At 67.5% G+C, this 24,831-nt stretch carries 22 protein-coding genes; 10 read left to right on the top strand and 12 right to left on the bottom strand.

Annotation, left to right across the window (positions count from 1 at the left end):
- Positions 1-72: 72 nt before the first annotated feature.
- Positions 73-774, bottom strand: coding sequence for a cytidylyl-2-hydroxypropylphosphonate hydrolase (gene fomD, locus ACZ4EG_RS26425; RefSeq protein WP_467792329.1), 702 nt, complete (start codon positions 772-774; stop codon positions 73-75).
- An 84-nt stretch (positions 775-858) separates the two neighbouring features.
- The gene (locus tag ACZ4EG_RS26420; RefSeq protein WP_467792328.1) at positions 859-2,244 is read right to left on the bottom strand and encodes a class II fumarate hydratase; all 1,386 of its coding nucleotides are present in this window, start codon (positions 2,242-2,244) and stop codon (positions 859-861) included.
- 335 nt (positions 2,245-2,579) lie between these two features.
- Here ACZ4EG_RS26420 and ACZ4EG_RS26415 point away from each other — a divergent pair, with 335 nt between their 5' ends.
- Positions 2,580-4,148 carry a recombinase family protein gene (locus ACZ4EG_RS26415; RefSeq protein ID WP_467792327.1) on the top strand — a complete coding sequence of 523 codons (1,569 nt, stop codon included), beginning with the start codon at positions 2,580-2,582 and terminating at the stop codon, positions 4,146-4,148.
- A gap of 1,622 nt (positions 4,149-5,770) precedes the next feature.
- Here ACZ4EG_RS26415 and ACZ4EG_RS26410 read toward each other — a convergent pair.
- The 4 genes from ACZ4EG_RS26410 to ACZ4EG_RS26395 form a co-directional block, all read right to left on the bottom strand.
- Complete coding sequence (locus ACZ4EG_RS26410) at positions 5,771-6,604, bottom strand: helix-turn-helix domain-containing protein (protein WP_467792326.1); 834 nt, start codon at positions 6,602-6,604, stop codon at positions 5,771-5,773.
- Positions 6,601-7,116 (bottom strand): DUF6879 family protein, encoded by a 516-nt coding sequence (locus ACZ4EG_RS26405; protein WP_467792325.1) that lies wholly within the window; start codon positions 7,114-7,116, stop codon positions 6,601-6,603. Before ACZ4EG_RS26405 ends, ACZ4EG_RS26410 begins: the two co-directional genes overlap by 4 nt.
- Positions 7,100-7,306 (bottom strand): hypothetical protein, encoded by a 207-nt coding sequence (locus ACZ4EG_RS26400; RefSeq protein WP_467792324.1) that lies wholly within the window; start codon positions 7,304-7,306, stop codon positions 7,100-7,102. Before ACZ4EG_RS26400 ends, ACZ4EG_RS26405 begins: the two co-directional genes overlap by 17 nt.
- Before the next feature lie 253 nt (positions 7,307-7,559).
- Positions 7,560-9,230, bottom strand: coding sequence for a fumarate hydratase (locus tag ACZ4EG_RS26395; RefSeq protein ID WP_467792323.1), 1,671 nt, complete (start codon positions 9,228-9,230; stop codon positions 7,560-7,562).
- Between the two features lie 167 nt (positions 9,231-9,397).
- Here ACZ4EG_RS26395 and ACZ4EG_RS26390 point away from each other — a divergent pair, with 167 nt between their 5' ends.
- Positions 9,398-10,099: a DUF1707 SHOCT-like domain-containing protein gene (locus tag ACZ4EG_RS26390; protein WP_467792322.1), complete on the top strand. Its 702-nt coding sequence runs from the start codon at positions 9,398-9,400 to the stop codon at positions 10,097-10,099.
- A gap of 174 nt (positions 10,100-10,273) precedes the next feature.
- Entirely contained in the window at positions 10,274-10,651 is a 378-nt protein-coding gene (locus ACZ4EG_RS26385) for a WhiB family transcriptional regulator (protein WP_453553718.1), read from the top strand.
- A 70-nt stretch (positions 10,652-10,721) separates the two neighbouring features.
- Here ACZ4EG_RS26385 and glpX read toward each other — a convergent pair whose 3' ends face one another.
- Positions 10,722-11,756: a class II fructose-bisphosphatase gene (gene glpX / locus ACZ4EG_RS26380; RefSeq protein WP_453553716.1), complete on the bottom strand. Its 1,035-nt coding sequence runs from the start codon at positions 11,754-11,756 to the stop codon at positions 10,722-10,724.
- A 126-nt stretch (positions 11,757-11,882) separates the two neighbouring features.
- Between glpX and ACZ4EG_RS26375 the strand changes: the two genes are divergently transcribed.
- Entirely contained in the window at positions 11,883-12,407 is a 525-nt protein-coding gene (locus tag ACZ4EG_RS26375) for a DUF4245 domain-containing protein (protein WP_467792321.1), read from the top strand.
- A 102-nt stretch (positions 12,408-12,509) separates the two neighbouring features.
- On the opposite strand, the gene ACZ4EG_RS26370 is transcribed toward ACZ4EG_RS26375, so the two are convergent.
- The 3 genes from ACZ4EG_RS26370 to xseA form a co-directional block, all read right to left on the bottom strand.
- Positions 12,510-13,100 carry a malonic semialdehyde reductase gene (locus ACZ4EG_RS26370; RefSeq protein ID WP_467792320.1) on the bottom strand — a complete coding sequence of 197 codons (591 nt, stop codon included), beginning with the start codon at positions 13,098-13,100 and terminating at the stop codon, positions 12,510-12,512.
- A 150-nt stretch (positions 13,101-13,250) separates the two neighbouring features.
- Positions 13,251-13,487: an exodeoxyribonuclease VII small subunit gene (locus tag ACZ4EG_RS26365; protein WP_467792319.1), complete on the bottom strand. Its 237-nt coding sequence runs from the start codon at positions 13,485-13,487 to the stop codon at positions 13,251-13,253.
- A gap of 9 nt (positions 13,488-13,496) precedes the next feature.
- Entirely contained in the window at positions 13,497-14,705 is a 1,209-nt protein-coding gene (gene xseA / locus ACZ4EG_RS26360; protein ID WP_467792318.1) for an exodeoxyribonuclease VII large subunit, read from the bottom strand.
- A gap of 67 nt (positions 14,706-14,772) precedes the next feature.
- On the opposite strand from xseA, the gene ACZ4EG_RS26355 reads away from it, so the two are divergent.
- The gene (locus ACZ4EG_RS26355; protein ID WP_453553706.1) at positions 14,773-15,789 is read left to right on the top strand and encodes a 4-hydroxy-3-methylbut-2-enyl diphosphate reductase; all 1,017 of its coding nucleotides are present in this window, start codon (positions 14,773-14,775) and stop codon (positions 15,787-15,789) included.
- 52 nt (positions 15,790-15,841) lie between these two features.
- Entirely contained in the window at positions 15,842-16,588 is a 747-nt protein-coding gene (gene ppgK / locus ACZ4EG_RS26350) for a polyphosphate--glucose phosphotransferase (RefSeq protein ID WP_453553704.1), read from the top strand.
- 13 nt (positions 16,589-16,601) lie between these two features.
- On the opposite strand, the gene ACZ4EG_RS26345 is transcribed toward ppgK, so the two are convergent.
- On the bottom strand, positions 16,602-17,126 hold the full coding sequence (locus ACZ4EG_RS26345; protein ID WP_467792317.1) for a DUF6542 domain-containing protein: 525 nt from the start codon (positions 17,124-17,126) through the stop codon (positions 16,602-16,604).
- Positions 17,127-17,296: 170 nt separating this feature from the next.
- Here ACZ4EG_RS26345 and ychF point away from each other — a divergent pair, with 170 nt between their 5' ends.
- The 4 genes from ychF to ACZ4EG_RS26325 all read left to right on the top strand — a co-directional run bounded on the left by ychF (position 17,297) and on the right by ACZ4EG_RS26325 (position 23,661).
- On the top strand, positions 17,297-18,385 hold the full coding sequence (gene ychF / locus ACZ4EG_RS26340; RefSeq protein ID WP_453553700.1) for a redox-regulated ATPase YchF: 1,089 nt from the start codon (positions 17,297-17,299) through the stop codon (positions 18,383-18,385).
- Between the two features lie 356 nt (positions 18,386-18,741).
- Complete coding sequence (locus tag ACZ4EG_RS26335) at positions 18,742-19,479, top strand: alpha/beta fold hydrolase (protein WP_453553790.1); 738 nt, start codon at positions 18,742-18,744, stop codon at positions 19,477-19,479.
- Positions 19,443-22,502 (top strand): amino acid adenylation domain-containing protein, encoded by a 3,060-nt coding sequence (locus ACZ4EG_RS26330; protein ID WP_467792316.1) that lies wholly within the window; start codon positions 19,443-19,445, stop codon positions 22,500-22,502. Before ACZ4EG_RS26335 ends, ACZ4EG_RS26330 begins: the two co-directional genes overlap by 37 nt.
- Before the next feature lie 109 nt (positions 22,503-22,611).
- Positions 22,612-23,661, top strand: a complete 1,050-nt coding sequence (locus ACZ4EG_RS26325; protein WP_467792315.1) for a helix-turn-helix transcriptional regulator — start codon at positions 22,612-22,614, stop codon at positions 23,659-23,661.
- Between the two features lie 9 nt (positions 23,662-23,670).
- Here the strand turns inward: ACZ4EG_RS26325 and ACZ4EG_RS26320 are convergent, their stop codons facing one another.
- Positions 23,671-24,831, bottom strand: a complete 1,161-nt coding sequence (locus tag ACZ4EG_RS26320; RefSeq protein ID WP_467792314.1) for an HAD-IA family hydrolase — start codon at positions 24,829-24,831, stop codon at positions 23,671-23,673.

The raw sequence follows: 24,831 nt of genomic DNA, 5'->3' as shown, positions 1-24,831 counted from the left end.
TCCGGGAGTTGCTGTTGCGCACCCTTGCGGAGGACGATCCTACGGTTGTGGACCGGGGGCGCATCAAGGGTCTCATGAGGACACATGCGCTGGAGTACGGTCCCAGTCCTCCGGAAGTGAAGGTACAGCCCAGGACGGATCCGGGCGCCAGTGCTGCCAGCCTTCGGAGAACGGCGGCCCCCAGGTGCGGATCACCTCCACCACGGCTCGCCCCGCCTCCCGCACCTGACCGGCCAGCCGGGCGTCCATCAGCCCGTCCCGCTGGGCCTGCGCGAACTCGTCCTCGTCACGCCAGTGCCAACTGCGGTCCGGGTGAACGGAGATGTCCAGAAAATGGTCCTCGGAGTCCACTCCGCCGTCCCAACGGGCCAGCGGCTGCTCAAGATTGACGTACCAGTTCTTGAAACGCCAGCCCGGCTCCCAGAACAGCCACACCGACCACGGCTCACCGGGCCGGGCCAGCTTCAGCACCCCCGTGCCGAACCAGCGGCCGACCTCCACGGTGCGCGGCTTGGTGTACCGGGACTCCAGCGGCTCCACGTGCACGGGCGTACCGTCGGCGAGCACCGGCTTCATGCACTCGGTGCCCGGCGCCATCCACACGGCGAGCAGGTCACCGTCGTCCCGGACGACGGTGACGGGGCGTGCGATGTGGAAGCGCTCACCGGCATTCTCCCGGTACCGCCACAGGATGTGACTGCCGGGCGCCCAGTAGCCCGCCGAGCCGCCCGCTTCCTCGCGCTCCATGCGTCTCACCGCTCCGCCGTCTGCCATGCACAGATATTAGGTGCCGTAGGCATACGACGCTGCGGTGCGCGTCACGGTTCTGGCCCGGCGGGGACAATGGTCCGCCAGTGGTTACGGACGCGTCATACGCAGGACATCCAGCGCCTCGTCGAGCTGCTCCGGGCTGAGCTCGCCACGCTCCACGTACCCGCTCTCCAGCACGACTTGGCGGATCGTCTTCCGTTCCGCGAGGGCCTTCTTGGCGACCTTCGCGGCTTCCTCGTACCCGATGTACTTGTTGAGCGGGGTGACCACGGAGGGTGACGACTCGGCGTACTCGCGGGCCCGTTCCCGGTCGGCGGTGATCCCGTCGACGGTGCGGTCGGCGAGCAGTCGCGAGACGTTGGCGAGCAGCCGGATCGACTCCAGCACGTTCTTCGCGATGACCGGGAGCATCACATTGAGCTCGAAGTTCCCGGAGGCGCCGGCGGTGGCGATGGTCATGTCGTTGCCGACGACCTGCGCGCAGACCATGAGAACGGCCTCCGGGACGACCGGGTTGACCTTGCCCGGCATGATCGAGGAGCCCGGCTGGAGGTCGGGGAGCCGGATCTCGGCGAGTCCCGTCCGCGGCCCCGACGCCATCCACCGCAGATCATTGGCGATCTTCGTGAGCCCCACGGCGATGGTCCGCAGCTGTCCGCTGGTCTCCACGATCCCGTCGCGTGCCCCCTGTGCCTCGAAGTGGTTGCGCGCCTCGGTGAGCGGCAGCCCGGTGGCGCGGGCGACCTCCTCGATCACGGCGGCGGAGAACCCGGGCGGGGTGTTGATCCCGGTCCCCACGGCGGTGCCGCCCAGCGGCAGCTCGGCCAGCCTCGGCAGGGAGGCGTTCAGCCGCTCGATCCCGTACCGCACCTGGGCCGCGTACCCGCCGAACTCCTGGCCCAGCGTCACGGGCGTCGCGTCCATCAGATGGGTCCGCCCCGACTTCACCACGTCACCGAACTCCGCGGCCTTGCGCTCCAGGGAGCCGGCGAGGTGTTCCAGGGCCGGGATCAGATCGCGGGTGACGGCGGCGGTGGCGGCGATGTGCAGGGAGGAGGGGAAGACGTCGTTGGACGACTGGGAGGCGTTGACGTGGTCGTTCGGATGCACGTCCCGGCCGAGCCGCTCGCTCGCCAGCGTGGCGATGACCTCGTTGGTGTTCATGTTGGACGAGGTGCCGGACCCCGTCTGGAACACGTCCACCGGGAAGTGCTCGTCCCACTTCCCCTCGGCCACCTCCGCGGCCGCGTCCTGGATCGCCTCGGCGACGTCCTTGTCGAGCACCCCGAGCCCGGCGTTCACCTTCGCCGCGGCCCCCTTGATCCGGGCGAGCGCCTCGATGTGCGCGCGCTCGATGCGCTGCCCGGAGACGGGAAAGTTCTCGACCGCCCGCTGAGTCTGCGCCCGCCACTTGGCCCCGACGGGCACACGGACCTCACCCATGGAATCGTGCTCGATGCGGTATTCACTCATGCCGGGTACAGCGACGGGGGCGGTACGGATGTTCCGTCCCCTGGGCCACCCGGGTGGGCCACCGTGTCGCCTTCATCACCGTCGACGCTCGGGTTGCAGGGGCGGAGCCTCGCGAGGGGTGCAGGGGACGCAGTCCCCGCCGGGGTCCGGGGCGGAGCCCCCGGGGATGGGACGGGTAGGGGCGGCGGGGGCGAGGACCGTCCCCGCCGCACCCCACGTGCTACGCCAGCCCCGGCCCCCGCACCGGCATCGACGTGAACGTCGGCTGCGGAGCCGGGTCCTGGAAGAAGTCGTTCGACTTGTTCATCTGGCGGCACCACCCGTAGCATCCGCGCATGATCTCTAACCCGAGGGTGCTGGGGAACGTTCGCCTCTCCGTCATGAAGGACGACACGACCAGCCCGGAGAAGCAGCGCGCCGCCGTCGAGCACTGGGCGCACGGCCCCTCTATAGAAGGACGCATCGTCGGGTGGGCCGAGGACGTGGATGTGTCCGGCGCCATGCACCCCTTCAAGAGACCTGGCCTCGGTCCCTGGTTCAACGAGCGGGCCGACGAGTGGGATGTCTTGGCTGTCTGGAAGCTCGACCGCCTCAGCAGGAAGGCGGGCCACTTCGCCGAGGTCTTCGAATGGTGCCAGAAGCACGGCAAGGTGATCGTGTCCGTGACCGAGGGCATCGACATGTCCACCCCCATGGGCAAGATGTTCGCTCAGATCATCGCCGCCTTCGCGGAAGGGGAACTGGACACCATCCGTGCTCGCGCTCTGTCCGGCTCGATGGCCCGGAAGGCGAAGGGGGTGTGGATCGGGGGTGTGCTCCCGTTCGGCTACCGGTTCGAGCGCCAAGAGGACGGGGGCAAGAAGCTCATCCAGGATGCGGAGTACGCCGCTCTTCTCCGGGACATCGTCGAGAAGTTGAAGGGCGACTGGTCTGCGTACAAGATTGCCGTCGACCTGAATCAGCGCGATGTTCCGACGTGGCGTGACTACCTGCGAATTGATCGCGGCAATGAGCCGCGAGGGGTCGCCTGGACGGCTAATGCCATTCGGGCGATCGTGACCAACCCCACGGTGGGTGGCATCTATACCTACAAGGGCGAGCCTGTCGCGGATGACGACGGGGAGCCGGTACGGATCACGGATGAGCCGCTCATGGAATATGGGGATTGGGCTTCCCTGGTGGCTGATCTCACGGCCAATCGCCCGGTGGCCCGTGCCACGCCTTCTCGCTCCATGCTGGGCGGTGTGGCCGTCTGCGACCTGTGCAGCGCGAAGATGTCCTCTTCCAAGAAGACCAAGGAGAACGGAAGGGTCTTCTACTACTACGCCTGCAACAACATCAATACGGGAACCTGCCCGAGTCCTGCGCGTATCCGAAGAGAAGACCTCGACATGGCCGTTGGGCAGTTCGTGAGGGTCACTCTCGGACCGTTGCCGGTAATGGAGAGGGTCAATAACTCGATCAGCCAGGCGAAGACCGAGTTGGCTGAAGCGGAAGCCACCCTTGACCGGTTGGAGAGTGACTACCTAGCCGGTCGCATCAAGACGGACGTACAGGGCGAGCGTTACTGGAAGCAGCATGAATTTCAGTCCGCCAAGGTGGAGAGGCTGCGTAACGAGATCAAACAGGCGGAGGACGCTCCCGCCTGGAAGGAGACTGGGCGTACCTACGCCGAAGAGTGGGAAACCAAGGATGACGAACAAAAGCGGGTGTTCATCCAGCGCCACGGAATAACTGTGACGGTCGGCTTCACCGAAGAAGGGAAACGTCGCGCGCGTATCAGGATTCCTGAAGTTTCCGAGATTGCGCAGGAAACCGGCTTGCAGGTGCCTAGCGGATACCTCTGGACGGAGCCGGAATCCGAATGGATTCTTCCAGCTCGACGACCGCACTCCGGAGACTGATGTCCCTAGCCCCAAGGCCCCTGGAGCGTTTACACGCTTCGGGGGCCTATTTGTGCCCGCCCGTGCTCGCTACGGAGCCTACGTACGCCTGCGTTCTGGACGTTTAAACGCCCTTCCTTGATTCTGTCAGGGGTTTCGCTGTAGACATACCCGAGCAGCCAGAGCAGCCAACTAAGCCCGAGGATAGATTGAAAATTGGATTCGGACCCGGCGCCCCGTGGGGCGCCATTTCTCAGGTTGACTGCCGAGCGAAAGCGCGCAGCCCTCTGATCAAACCTCTCGCCCTGCGGGTGTACTTCGCTGCCCTGGGATGGGGCAACCGGCTAGGGCACGCCGAGTTCGCCGAGGGCGACCTAGCTTCCATCCTGGCCGCAGAGAACGGTCAGGCACTCACCAAGCAGGCCGTACAGAAGGGCATAGCCGGAGCCAAGTCCATGGGCTTGATCGGGCCTGAGTCGGGCGCACGCTGCCTCGTACTGCCTGGGCAGCACTTCCAGAAGAACGGCCTAGGGTCGGCATCCTGCCGCGTGCACTCTCTTCGTAGTTTGAGAACGCCTGCAGAAACCAGCGGTGCATCAATGTTGGGCATCTTGTGATCGTGGATTGGAAGCCGCTTCCTTCGAACCAGAACCGGGGGGATCAGTGAACGAGCTGATTCTTTGGATGGCCCGAAAGCGTTTCGAAGAAGAGATGATGGCAAACCGAAAGGCTCGGCTTCTAGCGGAGGGCCTTAACGTCCAGCGGCCGAGGGGAAGTCCGTCAGCTCTCCACTGGTGGTGAAGCCGTGAAGATGACTAACGAGGAATGGCGTCGCTTCTATCTCGAAGAGATGACCTACGAGGACCCTGAAACCGGCTGCTGGATTTGGACCGGTGAACTAGGGGACAACGGTTATCCGACGTGGGTTACGGGCCGGGGCACAAGATCAATGTGCGCCAATGGCTTGGGGGCCGTTGGAGACGGACCGGCCGAAGACGGTAGCGGCCGTCGAGGGCGGCTCCCTGGAGGCGTACCCGGTGTACTTCAATGCCCGCCGGTGTGGAGATTGGCGCCGCTGTGTGCGGCGGGGTCACTTGCGCATTGAACGCTGGGGCCATCTTTTCTTCGGAGAGGCCGGCTGAACCTTAGTCGGGAAAGAAGTCCCACCAGCACGGGGGCGCTGGTGGGACTTAACCAGCACGCTAGGCGAGAGGAGATTCGCCGTCCCTAGCGTGCCGGGGCTCTTGCTCTTGCTCTTCTACGGGGCCAGGGTCAGGAGTCTTCTCTCGCTGCTTTCGGCGGTATGCCTCGACCATGGTGATAGGCATTACGGGGGCGGGGGTGCACAGCATGGCCGCTCACTCCTTCGGACACTTGACATGCCGATAGACGACGAACGGCGGTCCCGACTGCCGTTCAATGCTTCCCCGCTTCACCTGCTCCAGCGTCTCGATTGACTTCAGGCAGGCAGGGCACGTCTCGCCCCGGGGAGCGTAAGTGACGTACTCCCACTTACTTGCGTCCGTCTCTGCCGCTGCTGCCGCGCTCATCCCGTCGCCTCTCCCCGCGAGTTCCTTTCGCCTCAGCAATGGTGCCGGGGAGCGTGCGTTGCTACGTGATTTATTCGCGTTGTGGGCTAAAGATCATGAACGGCAGATGGCTGCCCACTCAGCGAGTTTCGCCCTGGCGTCTTCCCCGCACAGTGCGCTTCCCTCGTACCCGGAGAACTCTTCTAGGTAGCTTCTAACGTCTCGATCGTCACGGAGTACGAGCAGACCGGCTGAGGTTTCGATGGTTGCCAGCGACGCGTCATAGATGGTGAACGTGTTCAGCGGTGTCTTATGGGTGACTGTCCCGATGGGGATGATGCCAATACATACGTTGGGCAGATAGCTCAGCGAGGCAACCCGATCTATCTGCTCAGCCAATGCTAGTGGCGCGACAACGGGCCAGCGAACCGCTTGTTCCGTGAGAATGAAAGTGAATCGCTTCGAATCGTCATAGAGGATGGCTTGCCGTTCCAGTTTCCCCGCAACGGCCTTGCTGGTGTCTGCCGGTGAATGGGCGAGACTCGCCCGCACGTATTCCGGAGTTGCGAGAAGACCGGTAACCATCGACAGCAGGAAATACCGCATGTGCGTCGAGGATGCTTCGAGCGCCTTCAACTCGGCTTGGCGCGTTCCGAGACCCTTTCGGCGCAACTCTCGAAGGTTTCTCCATTCAGTGTTCGCCAGCCGTGCGAGAACCGAAACCTCTTCGATTATGTTCGGTGGCGCGTCGAGAGCTCTGAGGATTTGCTCGACGTCGACCAGGGACGGCCGCACTTTCCCATTCTCAATCCGGCTCACCTTGGATTGGGATATATTGCAGCGCGCCGCAAGCCGGACCCCCGAGAGTCCGGCTTGCTTGCGCAGTTCTCGCAGCTTCGTGGCCAGTTCCTGGCTGGACTGGCCAAGCTGTTCGGTTTCGAACGTCACTCCTTCACGTACTCCAGGAAGGGGACTGACTCGGCTTCGGCGATGCGTTGATACTCGACGAACGGGGCGGGATCGCCCTCGAACAGCTCCCGATTGATCTGCGTGCCGTCCGTCTCATAGTTCATGAGGACAACAGTCGACCGATCGAAAAGCCAGAAGTCCTGAACCTCACTCAGAGGGTTCTCTCGATCGGTCACGTCGAGGATGCGGATATCTTCGCCGGCTAGGGCGTGAGGCGCGTAATACCGCGAGAACTCGAACCGCAGATAGTCGGAAAGCGGTTGGGTCAGGACGTGCACCCGCCCCTTCCTCTTCCCTTCGTCTTTGAGTCGCTTCAGGTCTTCCGTGTATGCAGACGAGTAGCTGTGCGGGTCGATCTGCTTACCCGCACGGAACGCCTCGATCTCTGCGGACTCCTGCGGTACGAGGTATTGGGGCAGGGTCTCCAGTCGCCACGCTTCAGACTGGATGCCCCGGAACATTGCCCGCCACTCGTCACCATCCAAGAGCACGGATAGCCTCCCTGAGAACCGATTCCGGGATCTCCACCAGCCCCTCACCCATGGGTGGTGTGAAGGCGTCGGAGAGGTCGCCCTGTACGACGAACGATCCTCGCTCCGTGCGGTACACGTTCGGGCAGTCGTCCTCACCGCACTCGCCATTGCCGTTTCCGGTGAGCCGAGTCAGTTCCTCGCGTGCCATTGCGAAACCCCCCTGATTCGTGGCCCCGGTCGGGCCGTCGCGTACGACGGTACGAGGGGCCGCCGAGGAGCGTCTATGCATTCAGGCGACTATGCGCGTTCTCGCATAAACCCGTGGCCCAGACCGTTGCGGCCGTGGTCGCGCCCTGCCCCGAGTGAGGTCCCACGCGGGCCTGTGTGGGCGGGGCGCGGGTGAGATGGGGAGAAGCCCCCAGCCGACGGCCGGGGGCTCTCTGTGGGGTGTTGCTGTCGGGTCAGCCCAAGCCGGGACCACGCACCGGGATGCTGGTGAAGGTCGGCTGAGACAGTTGCTGCGGGCTGAAGAAGTCGTTGCCCTTGTCGTCGACGACGATGAACGCCGGGAAGTCCTCGACCTCGATCTTCCAGACGGCCTCCATGCCGAGCTCCTCGTACTCGACGACCTCGACCTTCTTGATGCAGTCCTGGGCGAGCCGCGCGGCCGGACCGCCGATCGAGCCGAGGTAGAAGCCGCCGTGCGTGCCGCACGCGTCCGTGACCTGCTTGCTGCGGTTGCCCTTGGCGAGCATCACCTTGGAACCGCCCGCCGTCTGGAACTGCTCGACGTAGGAGTCCATGCGCCCGGCCGTGGTCGGACCGAAGGAGCCGGACGCGTAACCCTCGGGGGTCTTCGCCGGGCCCGCGTAGTACACCGGGTGGTCCTTCAGGTACTGCGGCATCTCCTCACCCGCGTCCAGCCGCTCCTTGATCTTGGCGTGCGCGATGTCACGGGCCACGACCAGCGGGCCGCTGAGGGACAGCCGCGTCTTGACCGGGTACTTGGTCAGCTCGGCCAGGATCTCGTCCATCGGCTGGTTGAGGTCGATGCGGACGACATCGCCCTCCGACTCCAGGTGCTCGTCCGTCGTCTCCGGCAGGAACCGCGCCGGGTCCGTCTCCAGCTGCTCCAGGAAGACGCCCTCGGCGGTGATCTTCGCGACGGCCTGGCGGTCCGCCGAGCAGGACACGGCGATCGCCACCGGGCAGGACGCACCGTGGCGGGGGAGACGGACCACCCGGACGTCGTGGCAGAAGTACTTGCCGCCGAACTGCGCGCCGATACCGATCTTCTGCGTCAGCTCGAAGACCTTCTCCTCCAGCTCCTTGTCCCGGAAGCCATGGCCGAGCGGCGAGCCCTCGGCCGGGATCTCGTCCAGGTAGTGCGCGGAGGCGTACTTCGCGGTCTTCAGGGCGTACTCGGCGCTCGTACCACCCACCACGATCGCCAGGTGGTACGGCGGACAGGCGGCCGTACCCAGCGAACGGATCTTCTCCTCCAGGAACTTCATCATGGAGGCCTCGTTCAGGACGGCCTTCGTCTCCTGGTACAGGAACGACTTGTTGGCGGAGCCGCCGCCCTTCGCCATGAACAGGAACTTGTAGGCGCCGCCGTCGGTCGCGTACAGCTCGATCTGCGCCGGGAGGTTGGAGCCGGTGTTCTTCTCCTCCCACATGGTGAGCGGAGCCATCTGCGAGTAGCGCAGGTTCAGCTTGGTGTAGGCGTCGTAGATGCCGTGGGACAGCGCCTTCTCGTCCTCACCTTCGGTGAGGACGTTCTGGCCGCGCTTGCCCATCACGATCGCCGTGCCGGTGTCCTGGCACATGGGCAGCACACCGGCCGCCGCGATGTTCGCGTTCTTCAGCAGATCCAGCGCGACGAACTTGTCGTTCGCCGACGCCTCCGGGTCGTCGATGATGCGGCGCAGCTGCGCCAGGTGGGCCGGGCGCAGATAGTGCTGGATGTCGTGGACGGCCTCCTCGGCCAGCTTGCGCAGCGCCTGCGGCTCCACCTTGAGGAACGTCCGCCCGTCGGCCTCGAAGGTGGAGACACCTTCGGAGGTCACCAGCCGGTACGGGGTGGTGTCCTCTCCCATGGGGAGCAGATCGGTGTACGCGAACTCAGGCATCTTCGCCCATTCCTCACTCGACAGACGGCGGCTCGTCGGCGCCGACGAGCCTCACCAGCGTAGAACCTGCCGTCGGCGCGGAACCTGTGAGGTAAGGCTCAGTTCGCGACGCGCCGGGTTGTCCACACCCCTAGTCGCGATCTATCGCGTTTCGGTACGCTGCTGCCGTGGACCTTCAGAAGCACCCCCAGCAGGAGCGCACGGCGCCTCCCGTCGCCGAACTGCGCGCCTCGGACGCCGACCGCGACCGCATCGCCGACATCCTGCGCGACGCCCTCGCCGAGGGGCGCCTGACCGCCGACGAGCACGCCGAGCGCGTGGAGGGGGTGCTGAACGCCAAGACGGTGGGCGAGCTGGAGGTCTTCATCCGGGACCTGCCCGCCGCCCACGAGCGTCCGGCGGCCCCGGCCTACACACCCGTGCCGCCCCGCCCCGCGCCGGGCGCGATACCGGCCGAGGCCGACGCCAACGTTGTCGCCGTGTTCAGCAGCGCCATGCGCCGGGGGCGCTGGCGTGCCGGGCGCCGCCTGCACGCGTACGCGATCTTCGGCACGGTCGAGATCGACCTCAGCGAGGCGATCTTCGAGTACCAGCACGTCGTGATCAAGGCGGTCTCGGTCTTCGGCGACGTCCAGATCCGCGTGCCGGAGAACGTGTCGCTGCGCGGCACCGGCGGCGGTGTCCTCGGCAACTTCGAGGTCTCCCCGCTGGATTCGGTCGAGTCCGAGGCTCCCGTGGTCTATGTGGACGGGTGGGCCGTACTGGGCAATGTCGAGGCGCGGCCGAAGCGCGGCAAGCTCGTCGCGGACATCCTCGACCGTGTTCAGGGCAAGGTCGACAGGACGTTGCGCAAACACCTCGATCGTTGACGGTTGTGAATCGGGCCGGAAACGGAAGGAATCGGTCCTCCTGCAGACGGCGCACAGGGTCGTGAACAAGCCGCCGCGCGCCTGCGGTTCGGAACGCAGTGCATAGGCTCGCGTACAGCGGGTAGGGCTTGCACCATCGTCTCTCGCTCGCGAAGCCGTCGTCAGGAGTAGACCGTGCTGCAACCGCCGCATTCGTCCCTGCAGGTAGCTGCCGTTCCGGCCCAGCGGGGGCCGGCGCGGGACAGGGACCAAGACGCACCCTGGCACACCGAGGCGGTGTGCCGGCGCGACGAGGCCGGCCTGTTCTTCGCACCTTCCAAGGAGCCCACGGCGGCCAGGCTGTCGCGCGAGGAGGCGGCCAAGCGGGTCTGCGCGCGATGCCCGGTGATGGTCGAGTGCCGCGAGCACGCACTGCTGCAGCCGGAGCCGTACGGCGTCTGGGGCGGTCTCACCGCGGCCGAACGCCGAGTGGTCCTGGCCCGGCGGCGCCGCCGCGACATGGAACTGAACAAGGCGGCGCGGACGGTGCCCCGCATAGCGCAGGCGGGCTAACACGTGCAGAGGCGCCCCCTCCGCACCAGGGGGCGCCCCTTGTGAGCCTCGAGCGCGGGCTACTTCGCGGCTACTTCGCCCTGTCGAAGTCGATCGCGCTGTACGCACGCAGCTTGCTCAGCCGGTGCTCCGAGTCGATCCGGCGAACCGTGCCGGACTTCGACCGCATCACGATCGAGTCGGTCGTGGCGGTCTCCGACCGGTACCGCACACCCCGCAGCAGCTCACCGTCGGTGATGCCGGTGGCGACGAAGAAGACGTTCTCGCCGGAGACCAGGTCGTTCGTGGTGAGCACCCGGTCGAGGTCGTGCCCGGCGTCGATGGCCCGCTGCCGCTCCGCGTCGTCCTTCGGCCACAGCTTGCCCTGGATGGTGCCGCCGAGGCACTTCACGGCGCAGGCCGAGATGATGCCCTCGGGGGTGCCGCCGATGCCCAGCAGCAGGTCCACGCCGGTGCCCTCGCGCAGCGCGTAGATCGAGCCGGCGACGTCGCCGTCCGAGATCAGCTTGATGCGCGCGCCGGCCTCCCGGACCTCCTTGATGATGCCTTCGTGCCGCGGCCGGTCGAGGATGACGACGGTGACGTCCTCGGGCGTGGACCGCTTGGCCTTGGCGATCCGGCGGATGTTGACGGCCACGGGCGCGTCGATGTCGACGAAGTCGGCGGCCTCGGGGCCGGTGACCAGCTTGTCCATGTAGAACACGGCGGACGGGTCGAACATCGAGCCGCGGTCGGCGGCGGCCAGCACCGCGATCGCGTTCGGCATGCCCTTGGCGGTCAGCGTGGTGCCGTCGATCGGGTCGACGGCGATGTCGCATTCGGGGCCGGTCCCGTCACCGACGCGCTCCCCGTTGAAGAGCATCGGCGCCTCGTCCTTCTCGCCCTCGCCGATGACGACCACGCCGTTCATCGAGACGGTGGAGACGAGGGTCCGCATGGCGCGCACCGCCGCGCCGTCGGCGCCGTTCTTGTCACCGCGCCCGACCCAGCGACCGGCGGCCATGGCGGCGGCTTCGGTCACCCGGACGAGTTCCAGGGCGAGGTTGCGGTCGGGGGCCTCGGAGGGTACTTCCAGCTCGGAGGGCAGATGATGATTCTCGGTCATCGGAGCGCACCTTTCTGATACGGCGACGGCCGGATGAGGGTTTCCTCACGACTCTATCGTTGGGCAGACATAATGAGCAGAGCCCCCCACGGATGAGCGCGACGGACACCTGCGACGATAGGGGGCGTGGCAGGTTCGAACGGCAAGCAGAAGACGGTCCGGGACATGATCCTCTCCCTGGCCCTCATCGGGATCGCGGCGGGCGTGATCTATCTCTTCATCCCGCACGACGACCACACTCCCGACCTCAAGCGGGTGGACTACCGCGTGGAGCTCCTGACGGCGCGCCGCGCCGCGGCCTACCCGGTGGCCGCGCCCGAGGGGCTGCCGGACACCTGGAAGGCGACCTCCGTGCGCTTCCAGGGGGCGAACTTCGACCGCTGGCACCTGGGCTTCCAGAACCCCGACGGTGAGTACGTGCAGGTCGAGCAGTCGACTCAGAAGCGCGCCGAGTTCATCGACGAGGCCAGCCAGGGCGCGAGCGCGACCAAGGTCACCGAGTGGATCGGCGACCGCACCTGGACGCGCTACACCGGCGGCCGCTACGACGCCCTCGTACTGCAGGACACGCCCGGCTCCACGACGGTGGTGGCGGGTACGGCGTCGTTCGCGCAGCTGACGAAGATGGCGCAGGCGCTGAAGATGGCGTGAGTGCCCGTACGTACGTGATGTCCGTACGTACGAGACAGAGTGCCCGTACGTACGAGAGAGGCCCCCGGCGAACCGGGGGCCTCTACGTGTGTGCGTCGCGCGTCAGACGGTGGTGATGACGTCGTCGTACGCCAGTCGCGGCGAGCGCGGGAACCAGGCGTCCTCGCCCGGCCTGCCGATGTTGACGACCATCAGCGGGGTGTGGTCGTCATCCAGGAACTCCTTCTGGACGCCGGCGAAGTCGAGACCGGTCATCGGGCCGGCGGCCAGGCCCGCGGCGCGGATGCCGATGATGAAGTACGCGGCCTGCAGGGCGGCGTTCATCGCGGCGGAGCCCTCACGGACCGGGCGCTCGCCGAAGAACACGTCCTTGGCCTGCGGGAAGTGTGGGAAGAGGGCCGGCAGCTCCTCGTGGAACTCGTTGTCCGCGGAGAGGATCGCGACCAGTGGGGCGGTGGACGTCTTGGCCTGGTTGCCCTCGGCCATGTGCTGGACCAGGCGCTCGCGGGCCTCGGGGGAGCGGACCAGGGTGATGCGCAGCGGGGACTGGTTGAAGGCGGTCGGGCCGTACTTGACGAGGTCGTAGATCGCCTGGACCTGCTCCTCGGTCACCGGCTCGTCGGTGAAGGTGTTCGCGGTGCGGGCCTCGCGGAACAGCAGGTCCTGGGCGGCGGAGTCAAGAACGAGAGACATGCGTGAACTTCCTCGAATGCGTGTCCGGTCCGGGAAGGGCCGGACCGGCTTACGCACCCGAACGTACGTCAATGAAGTTCAAGCTTCAACCAAAACCGGGGCGTGGTGATCCGCTTCACAGCTGACCAGCGCCCATGACTACGCCAACGGCTACTTGTCCGCCTCTTCCGTAGCCTCGGCCGCCTCCTCCTCGGCCAGCGCCGCGTCCAGCCGGGCCCGCGCCCCCTCCAGCCAGCGCCGGCACACCCTGGCCAGCTCCTCGCCGCGCTCCCACAGGGCCAGGGACTCCTCCAGGGTCGTCCCCCCGGCCTCCAGCCGCCGTACGACCTCGATCAGCTCGTCGCGCGCCTGCTCGTAGCCGAGCGCCTCATCCACCTTGCCGGTCATCCACTCACCCTAAGAATCGACTCGTACGGAGAACTCACCCTCGGCGACCCGCGCCCGCAGCGCCTCGCCCGCGGCCACCTCGTCCGGGTCCCGCACCACGTGACCGTCGGACTTCTGCAGCACCGTGTAACCGCGCTTCAGCGTCGCCGCCGGCGAGAGGGCCACCACGCGCGCGTGCGTGTGCGTCAGCTCGGAGTCCGCCCGGTCGAGGAGGTGCCCGAGCGTGCGCCGGGAGCGCTCGACCAGCGATGCGACATGATCCGCACGCTCGTCGACCATGCGGTGCGGATCCTCCATCGAGGGCCGGGCCAGCGCATGGGCCAGTCCGCGCTCCTCCCGCTCGATGAACGCCCCCACGCACCGCCGCGCCCGGTCCCGCAGCAGGCGCACGCGCTCGAACTCCTCGCCCACGTCCGGCACGACCTTCTTGGCGGCGTCCGTCGGGGTCGAGGCGCGCAGGTCGGCGACATGGTCGAGCAGCGGGTTGTCCGGCTCGTGCCCGATGGCGGACACGACCGGCGTACGGCAGGCGGCCACCGTGCGGACGAGCTGCTCGTCGGAGAAGGGCAGCAGGTCCTCGACGCTGCCGCCGCCGCGCGCGACGATGATCACGTCGACGTCCTCCAGCTCGTCGAGCTCCTTCACCGCCTGCACCACCTGCGGCACCGCGTGCACGCCCTGCACGGGCACGTTGCGCACCTCGAAGCGCACGGCGGGCCAGCGGTGCCGGGCGTTCTCCAGCACGTCACGCTCCGCGGCCGAGGCGCGGCCGCAGACCAGCCCGATGAGCTGGGGAAGGAAGGGCAACGGCTGCTTGCGCTCGGTCGCGAAGAGCCCCTCCGCCGCGAGCGTCTTCTTCAGCTGCTCCAGCCGGGCCAGCAGCTCCCCGACCCCGACCGGCTTTATCTCGGCGGCCCGCAGCGACAGCTGCCCGCGCGGCGCGTACCACTCGGGCTTCGCGTGGACGACGACCCGGGCGCCCTCGCCCACGACATCGGCGACGGCGTCGAACACCTGCCGGTAGCAGGTGACGCTCACCGAGATGTCGTACGACGGATCGCGCAGCGTCAAGAACACCACCCCGGCACCCGGCCGCCGCGACAACTGCGTGATCTGCCCCTCGACCCATACCGCCCCGAGCCGGTCGATCCAGCTCCCGATGAGCCGCGACACCTCACCGACGGGCAGCGGTGCGTCCGCGGACGTGTTGACAGCCATGCGCCCGAGGTTAACGGCCGCCACCGACATCCCGGCCCGATCTTCGGCCTTCGCATGCGGCCTTACGATGGTTCCCATGACTGCTTCGCCTGGCCGCCGTGTCCTGCTCGCCGCCCCACGAGGCTACTGCGCGGGTGTGGACCGCGCCGTGATCGCCGTCGAAAAGGCCCTGGAGCAGTACGGGGCCCCGATCTATGTCCGGCACGAGATCGTCCACAACAAGTACGTCGTGCAGACCCTGGAGAAGAAGGGCGCGATCTTCGTCGAGCGGACGGAGGAGGTTCCGCCGGGGAACATCGTCATGTTCTCCGCGCACGGGGTCGCCCCCGTGGTGCACGAGGAGGCCGAGCGCGGCCGCCTCGCCACCATCGACGCCACCTGCCCCCTGGTCACCAAGGTCCACAAGGAAGCCGTCCGCTTCGCCGACGAGGACTACGACATCCTCCTGATCGGGCACGAGGGCCACGAGGAGGTCATCGGCACCTCCGGTGAGGCCCCCGACCACATCCAGCTCGTCGACGGCCCCGGGGACGTCGCCAAGGTGGAGGTCCGCGACGAGTCCAAGGTCGTCTGGCTCTCCCAGACCACCCTCTCCGTCGACGAGACCATGGAGACCGTCGACGCCCTGAAGGACAAGTTCCCGCAGCTCATCTCCCCGCCGAGCGACGACATCTGCTACGCCACGCAGAACCGTCAGCTCGCCGTGAAGCAGATGGGCGCCGAGGCGGAGCTGGTGATCGTGGTCGGCTCCCGCAACTCCTCCAACTCCAAGCGGCTCGTCGAGGTCGCCAAGCTCGCCGGCTCCCGCGACGCCCACCTGGTGGACTTCGCCGACGAGATCGACGAGGCCTGGCTGGACGGCGTGACCACGGTCGGCGTCACCTCCGGCGCCTCCGTCCCGGAGGTCCTGGTGGAGCAGGTCCTGGAGTGGCTCGCCGAGCGCGGCTACGGGGACGTCGAGATCGTCAAGGCGGCCGAGGAGTCCATCACCTTCTCGCTGCCCAAGGAACTCCGCCGCGACCTGCGCGACGAGGCGGCGGCCCTGGTCGCCGAGCGCGGTGGATCGGGTACGTCGGACGCGTGACCGGCACACCGCCCAGCACGTGACTGTCAGTCGTACCACGTAACGTAGAGCCATGCAGATCTTCGGCGTGGACATCGGCGGATCCGGGATCAAGGGCGCCCCTGTGGACCTGGAGCGGGGCGACCTCGCGGAGGAGCGCTTCAAGGTGCTCACTCCGCACCCGGCGACGCCCGACGGGGTGGCCGACGGAGTGAAGGAGGTTGTCGAGCACTTCGGCTGGACGGGCCCGGTCGGGCTCACCTTCCCGGGCGTGGTCACCGGCGGCGCCATGATCCGTACGGCCGCCAATGTGGACAAGAGCTGGATCGACACGGACGCGCGCGCCCTGTTCAGCGACCGCCTGGGCGGCCATGACGTCACGGTCGTCAACGACGCGGACGCGGCGGGCGTCGCCGAGATGAACTTCGGCGCCGGCCGCGACCGCCGGGGCACGGTCATCCTGCTGACCTTCGGCACGGGCATCGGAAGCGCCGTGTTCGTCGACGGCGCCCTCGTCCCGAACACCGAACTGGGCCACCTCGAACTGAACGGCCACGAGGCGGAGAAGCGGGCCTCCAGCAAGGTCAAGGAGGACAACGAGATGACGTGGGAGCACTGGGCCCGCCGGGTCCAGAAGTACCTCGCCCACGTCGAGATGCTGTTCTCCCCCGAGCTGTTCATCATCGGCGGCGGGGTCAGCCGCAAGTCCGACAAGTTCCTGCACCTGATCGAGGGCATCAAGGCGGAGATGGTTCCGGCGCAGCTGCAGAACAACGCGGGGATCGTGGGAGCGGCGATGCGGGCGGCCAAGCACGGCTAGCGCGCGGTTGCGTTCACGCCCGTCGCCGGCGCCTGACCAGCCGGATCCTCCGTACGATCACGATCACACCGGCGACGAGCGTCCCCCCGTACAGCCACCCGGCCTGGGTGGCCAGCGCGGTCACCACGCCCATCAGCTCCCCGGCCGTCCCCCCGCTGCCGTCCGCGACGGGCAGCAGCCCCACGGCGAAGGCGATCGGCACGACGACGGGCGCGATCATCAGATCGCTCCCGTGCACCCACAGCGCGGTCAGCATGCACACCGGCAGGAACAGCACGCCGTACACCGTCGGGGACGCCCCGAACAGCAGTTGGTCGAGGTAGCCCAGCAGGAACATCACGGCTCCGCAGAACAGCCCGCCACCGAGTCCGGTGAGCCGGGGGTTCGGCATCCGCCGCGAGGGCCGTACCGGTCGGGCCGGACCGGGGGAGGGCCGTCGTACGCCCTGCGGACGGCGTCTCGCCTGGGGCGGCAATGGCGCCGGCGGCGTGCCGCGTCGCGGTCCGTGCTGCGGGGGTCGCGTCCTGTGTTGCTCCACTGGACCAACTTAGGTCTGTTTATGTGCGGAATCGCCCCTCAGACACGCCGATGGGCAGAGCTTGGCCAACCGTTCGACGCGGCCGCTGGGGCCGGCCGGGTACGCCGTAGACTGGTGGATCGGCCGGACTCCTGGCCCCCTGGCCCTCACCACATACGGGAAGTCGCAACGTGTCGCTCACGATCGGAATCGTCGGTCTGCCGAATGTCGGCAAGTCGACCCTGTTCAACGCCCTGACCAAGAACGACGTGCTCGCGGCCAACTACCCGTTCGCCACGATCGAGCCCAACGTGGGTGTGGTCGGCGTCCCCGACGCGCGGCTCACCAAGTTGGCCGAGATCTTCGGCTCGCAGCGGATCCTCCCGGCCACCGTCGACTTCGTCGACATCGCCGGCATCGTGCGCGGCGCCTCGGAGGGCGAGGGCCTGGGCAACAAGTTCCTCGCGAACATCCGTGAGTCCGACGCGATCTGCCAGGTCATCCGCGCCTTCAAGGACGAGAACGTCGTCCACATCGACGGCAAGGTCTCGCCCAAGGACGACATCGAGACGATCAACACCGAGCTGATCCTCGCGGACCTCCAGACGATCGAGAAGGTCCTGCCGCGCCTCCAGAAGGAGTCGCGCATCAAGAAGGACGTCGCGCCCAAGGTCAAGGCCGTCGAGGAGGCCAAGGAGATCCTGGAGAAGGGCGACACGCTCTTCGCCCACGGCATCGTCCAGGGCACCGAGCGCAACGAGCTCCTGCACGACCTGCACCTCCTCACCACCAAGCCGTTCCTCTACGTCTTCAACGTCGACGAGGACGAGCTGGTCGACGACGACTTCAAGAACGAGCAGCGCACCCTGGTCGCCCCCGCCGAGGCGATCTTCCTCAACGCCAAGCTGGAGGCGGACCTCGCCGAGCTCGACGAGGAGGACGCGCTGGAGCTCCTGGAGTCGGTCGGCGCCGAGGAGCCCGGCCTCGCCACCCTCGCCCGCGTCGGCTTCGTCACCCTCGGTCTGCAGACCTACCTCACGGCCGGCCCGAAGGAAGCCCGCGCCTGGACCATCAAGAAGGGCGCCACCGCCCCCGAGGCCGCCGGTGTCATCCACACCGACTTCCAGAAGGGCTTCATCAAGGCCGAGGTCATCTCCTTCACCGACCTCGTCGACACGGGCTCGGTCGCCGAGGCTCGCGCCAAGGGCAAGGCGCGGATGGAGGGCAAGGAGTATGTGATGCAGGACGGGGATGTGGTGGAGTTCCGGTTCAACGTGTAGCGGGTGTCCTGGCACGGCATAGGTGATCCTGCGCACACGCGGGTCAGAAGGGGTCTGTCCGTTCGCGGGCGGGCCCCGTTCCGTTCAAGATCAACTTAGCGCCGCACGGCGGCGGTTCGCCACCCCCTTTTCATGTGGGCTAACTGACATCCCCGCATAGCGGTTGCTTTTCTGGTTGTTTCGTCCGATTAATCCCGGAAAAACGCCCGATTAATCCTGTGAAAACAGAGGAATACAGAGGAGTCTTTATGAAACAAGGCTCTGTTTTTGCATGGCCCTAGCTATGCTTGCGCCCCGTGCCTACGGATAGCTCGCTCAAGTACATACGTCGTGGAGCCGGATTACCGTTGCTGCTCGTGCAGGGGACGGCGGCGACGCATCTCCATTGGGGAGAGCGACTGATGTCGCTGCTCGCTGCTTCCTTCGACGTGGTGGCCTACGACCATCGCGGTGTCGGACACTCGGCGTTGGCGTGCGAGTCGTTCACAGTGGCTGATCTCGCCGACGATGCCGCCGGCCTGCTCGACGAGCTCGGCTGGCCGCGTGCGCACGTCATGGGGGTGTCGATGGGGGGCCTTGTCGCCCAGGAGCTGGCCCTGCGCCATCCGGACCGGGTGGAGAGTCTGCTGCTCGGCTGCACCCACACCGGCGGGGCCGGTGCACCGGCTGCTGCCTCGGAGGTACTGGCCTCGGCCGTCGTCCACGGCGACAAGCCGGCGACGCTGCGCAACATCTTTCGCGTCGGGGTGAAGGACCCGGAGCGGGCGCGCCCGGGCGCCTGGGAGGAGTACCGCGACGCCGCCCTGGAACTGCCGGTGGATTCGCGGACAACCGCCTTGCAAATTGGTGCAGTTGCCCTTCACAGCACCGCCGAGAGACTGCACCGCATCAATGTGCCGACGCACGTCGTGCACGGCGACGCCGATCGCCTCATTCCTGCCGACGCGGGTGAGAAGCTTGCCGCCGCGATTCCTGGCGCCGATTACACGGTGCTGTCGGCCGGTCACTTTTTCTGGTTGGAACAACCCGAGCAGACGGCCGGGTTGGTGGCGGAGACGTGCGCTGCGCGATCACGCGAGGAGGTCTCACAGTGACACGTGGCAATTTGTGGCGGACGTTCGTCCGGGTCGCCAGTGCCCACCCCGACCACCAGGCTTGTGCCGGCCCGGAGGGAGCCCTCGACTACCGTCAACTCGCGGACGCAGCGGCTATGCTGGCGGACCGTCTGAGGATGCGGAAGGTCGGTGCGGGTGATCTCGTCGCCGTCGACATGCCCGTCGGGCCGGGCTTCGTCGTCAGCGTGCTCGCCACCGTCGCGGCCGGCGCGGCGTATCTCCCGATCGATGTGTCGAGCCCCGCGAAGCGGCGTGAGCAGATACTGGAGGACGCCCGGCCCTCGGTTGTTCTCCGGGCCGACGACGATGACCTCCGTGCGGCCCTGCGCCTGTCGGAAACATCGGCCGCACCCGGCTCACCAGATCCGGAGCGGCACGATCCCGCCACGGACGACGACGATCCGGCCTACGTCATCTACACCTCCGGTTCCACCGGCAGGCCCAAGGGCGTCGTGGTCCCGGCACGCGGTGTCCACAACCTGCTGGCGGCCTTCCAGAGCCGCGCGCCGCTGAGCCCGGGAGCGCGGCACAGTTGGTGGACGTCGCCCGGGTTCGATGTCTCCGTGTACGAGATGTGGAGTGCGTTGCTGAACGGCGGGACCGTGGTGCCTGTGCCGGACGCGCATCGCCGTGACATCGACGCCACGCTCGACTACTTGGCCGCGCAGCACATCGACTCGGCGTACCTGCCTCCTCAGTTCCTCCCTTCGCTGCGCGACCGGGTCATGAGCGGTGGTCCCGCTCCCCGGCTGCGGCGTCTGCTGACCGGCGTCGAGCCGATTCCCATCGGACTGCTGGTCGATCTGCAGTCATGTATGCCCGACGTGGTCGTCGTCAACGGGTACGGCCCGACCGAGACCACGGTGTGCGCCACCCTGTACACGGTTCCCGAGCGATGTACCGAACCGCAGCGGCGGACACCGATCGGATCGGTGATCGAAGGCAACCGCGGCTTCGTGCTCAACGATCGCCTCGCTCCGGTCGGTCCGGGCCAGCCCGGGGAACTGTGCGTCGCCGGCCGTGGCCTGGCCCTCGGTTACCTGCACGATCCGAGCCGGACCGCCGAACGCTTCGTGCCCGCCGCCGACGGCGATGGTCTGATGTACCGGACCGGTGATCTCGTCGTTGCCGACACCGAGGGCGAGTTGACCTTCCTCGGCAGGATCGACGACCAGCTCAAGATCGACGGCGTCCGGATCGAACCGGCGGAGACGGAGGTCGCGCTCAGGCGGCTCGACGAGATATCGGACGTCGCCGTGCTCGCCCGGCCGACGAGCCCCGGTGGCCCGTTGGTGCTGACGGCCTTCGTGGTGCTTTCCGACGCCGTCGGCGAAGCCACCGGCGACCTCTGGACCGTGATCAGGGCGCGCCTGGCCGAGGAGCTTCCCTCACAGGCCGTACCCCGGCGCTTCTTCGCGCTGGAACGCATACCGATGACCAGCGACGGCAAACTCGACCGCGCCGCGCTCCCGCAGCCGAACGACGCGCCGGCGCGCCCGGCCCGGAACGAGCACGAGCGCGCCGTCGAGGACGCCTGCCGCGCTCTGCTCCCCCACACACCGCCCTCGGCACTGGACCTCGGGTTCGCCGAGGTGGGTGGCGACTCGCTGCAGGCCGCGCGGCTGTCCATCGCGCTGCGCTCGGCCACCGGCCGAGCCGTCACAGCGGCCCACGTTCTCGAAGCGGAGACCTTGGCCGACCTGGCGGCGAAGATATCGGCGATGCCCGTCGACGACGCGTCGGACGACGAGAACGCGGGAAAGAACGAGGCACCCTTGACGCCGGGCCAGGCCGGGATGTGGGCGGCGGAGCTGATCAGCGCCGTTCCCGGGTCCTTCCACGAATCCGTGGCACTGGAGCTGACCGGCCCCGTCGACCCCGACCGAACGGCCCAGGAGCTGACGGCCGTTCTCAACCGGCACGTTGTCTTCCGCGGACGCATCGACGAGGGCGCCGCGCTGTTCGTGACCGATGGTGAACCGGTCTCCGCCGTGGTGCGGTCCGTGGCGCCCGGGGAGACTCTGGAGCACGTCTGGCAGCAGTTGCTGGCCGCATTGCAGCGTCCGGCTTTCGACGTCACCAAGGGGCCGCTCGTCCGGGCTGCCGTGCTCGCCGCACCGGGCACGGTCCGCGTGCTGCTCGTCTGGCACCATCTCGTGATCGACGCATGGAGCGCTCGGGTCGTGCTGGAAGAGCTCGCGGCCGCACTCAGCGGCCGTGCCCCTTCCCGCTCGGAGGAGCACGGCCATGCCGACTACGCGTACAGGCAGCGGCGTTACCTCGATTCCACCGAGGGCAAGCTGGCCGTGTGCGCGGCGGCCGACCGGGTACGCGCCTGGCTGCCGCCGCAAGGCGACGGTGAGAGCGGTCCGGTACAGAGCTCGTGCAGTGTCACGGAACTGGCGGTCGGCCCACGTGTCTGGTCCAAGGTGCGCGACTGCGCGCGGCGCAACGGCACAACGGTGTTCGCGGTCACCTTGGCTGCCGTCCTGGAGCCGGTGTGTCAACTGGCGGAGACCGGCGGGCGGTTCGCTGTCGCGGTGGCCGACCGGAACGAACCTGCCGACGCCGACGCCGCGGGATACTTCCTCACGACCGTTCCGTTCGGCCCGCCTCCCGGAGACGGTCACGTCACCCCTGTCCCGAAAGACGCACTGCGCCGCGCCCGCGAGGTGATCGCCGAGGCACGCGAGATGTCGAGCGTGCCCTTCCCCGCGCTGATGGCCGAACTGGGCCTGCGCGAGACCCGATCCGTCGCACCGCTGGTCATTGCGTGGGACCGCGACCCGGCCACCGCGCTCTCCGTCCCGGGTTGCACGGTGCGGTCCCTGTCCGTAAGCCCTCTGGGAGTGCGCTGGCCGTGGACCGTTCTGTTCACGGACCGAGCGGACCTCGGAATGTCCGGACGGATCGAGTTCCCACCGTGGGTGCCCGGTGACCCAGTGGCGCGCTTCGGCGCGGAATTGGAATCGATGCTGGACGAGTTCACGTCCTCGGTATGAGCTCGGTATGAGTACGGTGCGACTCGGTCGCACGACAACCGTTACCAGTGGTGGAGCGGCGTAATCATTGCCTGATGTGCCATCGCATACACATTCTTTCGGGGGAGGAATGCTGCCTACACATAGCGCCGACGAAGGTGAATGTACCGGAGAGGTTGATTCGGTCGAGCTGTACCGGCTGATGGTCCGTCAACGGGACCTGGACCTGTCCGCGGCGGCGGGCATGCTGGGCTGGAGCGAGGGGCGTACCGTCGCGGCCGCCGAGTGGCTCAGCAAGTACGAGCTGCTGGTCCCCCTGCTCGGAGAGGGAACCACCTTCGGCGTCTCCACGCCCCGTAGCGCGGCATCCCGGCTGCTGGTCCCGCTGGACCAGCAGATCGAACGCCTCGAACGCGAGGCGGAACATCTCCGTGCCGACCTCGGCCGCTATCAGGTCACGTACCACGAGGCCATCCACGAAACCGAGGACGGGAACGAGTTCAGCACGATTGCCGGGCTCGACGCCATCAATGCCGAGTTGGAGGTCGCGGCCACGCGCTGCACGGAGGAAGTGCTCACCGTGCAGCCCGGCGGCGGCCGCAACGCCGAGAGTCTGGCCGCGTCCTGGGAACCCACCCGCGCCATGCTGGAGCGCGGTGTCCAGATGCGTACCATCTATCAGCATTCTGCCCGCTTCCACACTGCCACCCGGCAGTACGTCAAGCAGGTCACCAGTCACGGCGGGGACGTGCGCAGCGTCGACGAGTGCACCGATCGGCTGATCATTTTTGATCGCAAGATTGCCTTCATCCCGGCCCGTGGTGACCGTCAGATCGCGCTCGCCATCCACCAGCCGGCCGTCGTCGAGTTCCTGGTCTCGGTCTTCGAGCGGTTCTGGAACGACGCGACACCCTTCTCGGCCCGCAACCGGGTGTCGGAAGTGAAGACCCTGCTGTCCGACGTCCGCATGTCCATCATCAAGTTGCTGGCCGAGGGGGAGACCGACAACGCCATCGCCCGCCGCATGGGAGTGAGCGTGCGGACCTGCCGTGGACATATCGCCAAGATCTACGAGGAGTTCGGCGCGCGCAGCCGCTGCCAGCTCGGCGTGCTGATCGCCACCTCAGGGATCCTGGACGCCGACGATGTCCAAGACGACGGCAACGCCGCTGCCGGCTGACCGGACGGCTCAGGCCCGCTCTGCCGTGGGGAGGCCGAGGCGGTCCGCAAGGCCGGCGCTGTCACGCACCACGTACGTGGCGCGGCTCAGGCGGTCGGCCGGAGTCAGGGGCGCGAAGCCGATGCTGGTCATGCCTGCGGCCACCGCCGCGTCGACCCCCGGCACGCTGTCCTCGATCACCACCGCGTGGGCCGGGTCGACGTCCATGCGCACGGCGGCGTGCAGGAAGAGGTCCGGAGCGGGCTTTCCCCGCAGGACGTCGTCCGCCGAGTACACACGGTGCCCGAAGTGGGGGGCGAGCCCGGTGACCCGCAGGGCGAGGTCGAGACGGTCCCGTGGTGAGCTCGACGCGACACAGAACGGAGTTCCGCGCTCGCCCAGGGCGGTCAGGATGTCCAGCATCCCGGGGACGGGGCGCAACTCCCGCTCGAACGCCGCCTTCAGGCGCTCCCGGTAGCGCTCCGCGAAGCCGGCCGGGATCTCGCGTCCCGTTTCCGCGCGGACCAAGGCCCGCACACGGTCCAGGGTGCCGCCCATGTAGCGCCGGATGCTGTCCTCGAAGGTGGTGGGGAACCCGGATTCGGTGAGCAGGGCGGCGAGCACCCGGTTGGCGATCGGCTCCGAGTCGACCAGTACTCCGTCGTTGTCGAAGATCACCAGATCCGCGTCGGCGGGGTCCCGCAACGGCGTCGCGACGGGCGCGGGCGGTGCCCAGCCGGGATACGGATTCCCGTGCAGACGGGAGTTGTCGAAGCGGAGGTCCTCGGTGACCTCCTCGGCGATCCACGGGGGCAGGTCGGTGACGGATTGGGCGTCGTCCGCGTCCAGTTCGGCCAGGACCAGGCCGGAGTTGGAGCCGAAGAACTCGTCCACGATCCAGCCGTCGTAGGGCCCACCGAGGTAGTGCCGCACCTTCTCCACGAGGGGTTGTGGGCACAGCCGTCCGAGGATCTCCCCGGCGTCGGCGAGCGGTACGTGGTACTCGAACTCGGGCCTGAGCGCGCCCTGGCGGGGGCCCTTGACGGTGAGGACCGCGGACCGCCCGTCGGTGATCCGTACCCGCACGGCCCGGTCAGGGTCCTCGGACAGGTAGCCCTGGCGGATTTCCCGTGTCCGGACCACCGCCTCGCGCCAGCCGCGGCGCACCAGGAACTTGCGTTCCGTCTCCAC

The sequence above is a fragment of the Streptomyces sp. NPDC025638 genome (assembly GCF_055558775.1).
Note: the sequence above shows the minus strand (reverse complement) of the source record. Positions and strands in the feature narration are given on the sequence as shown.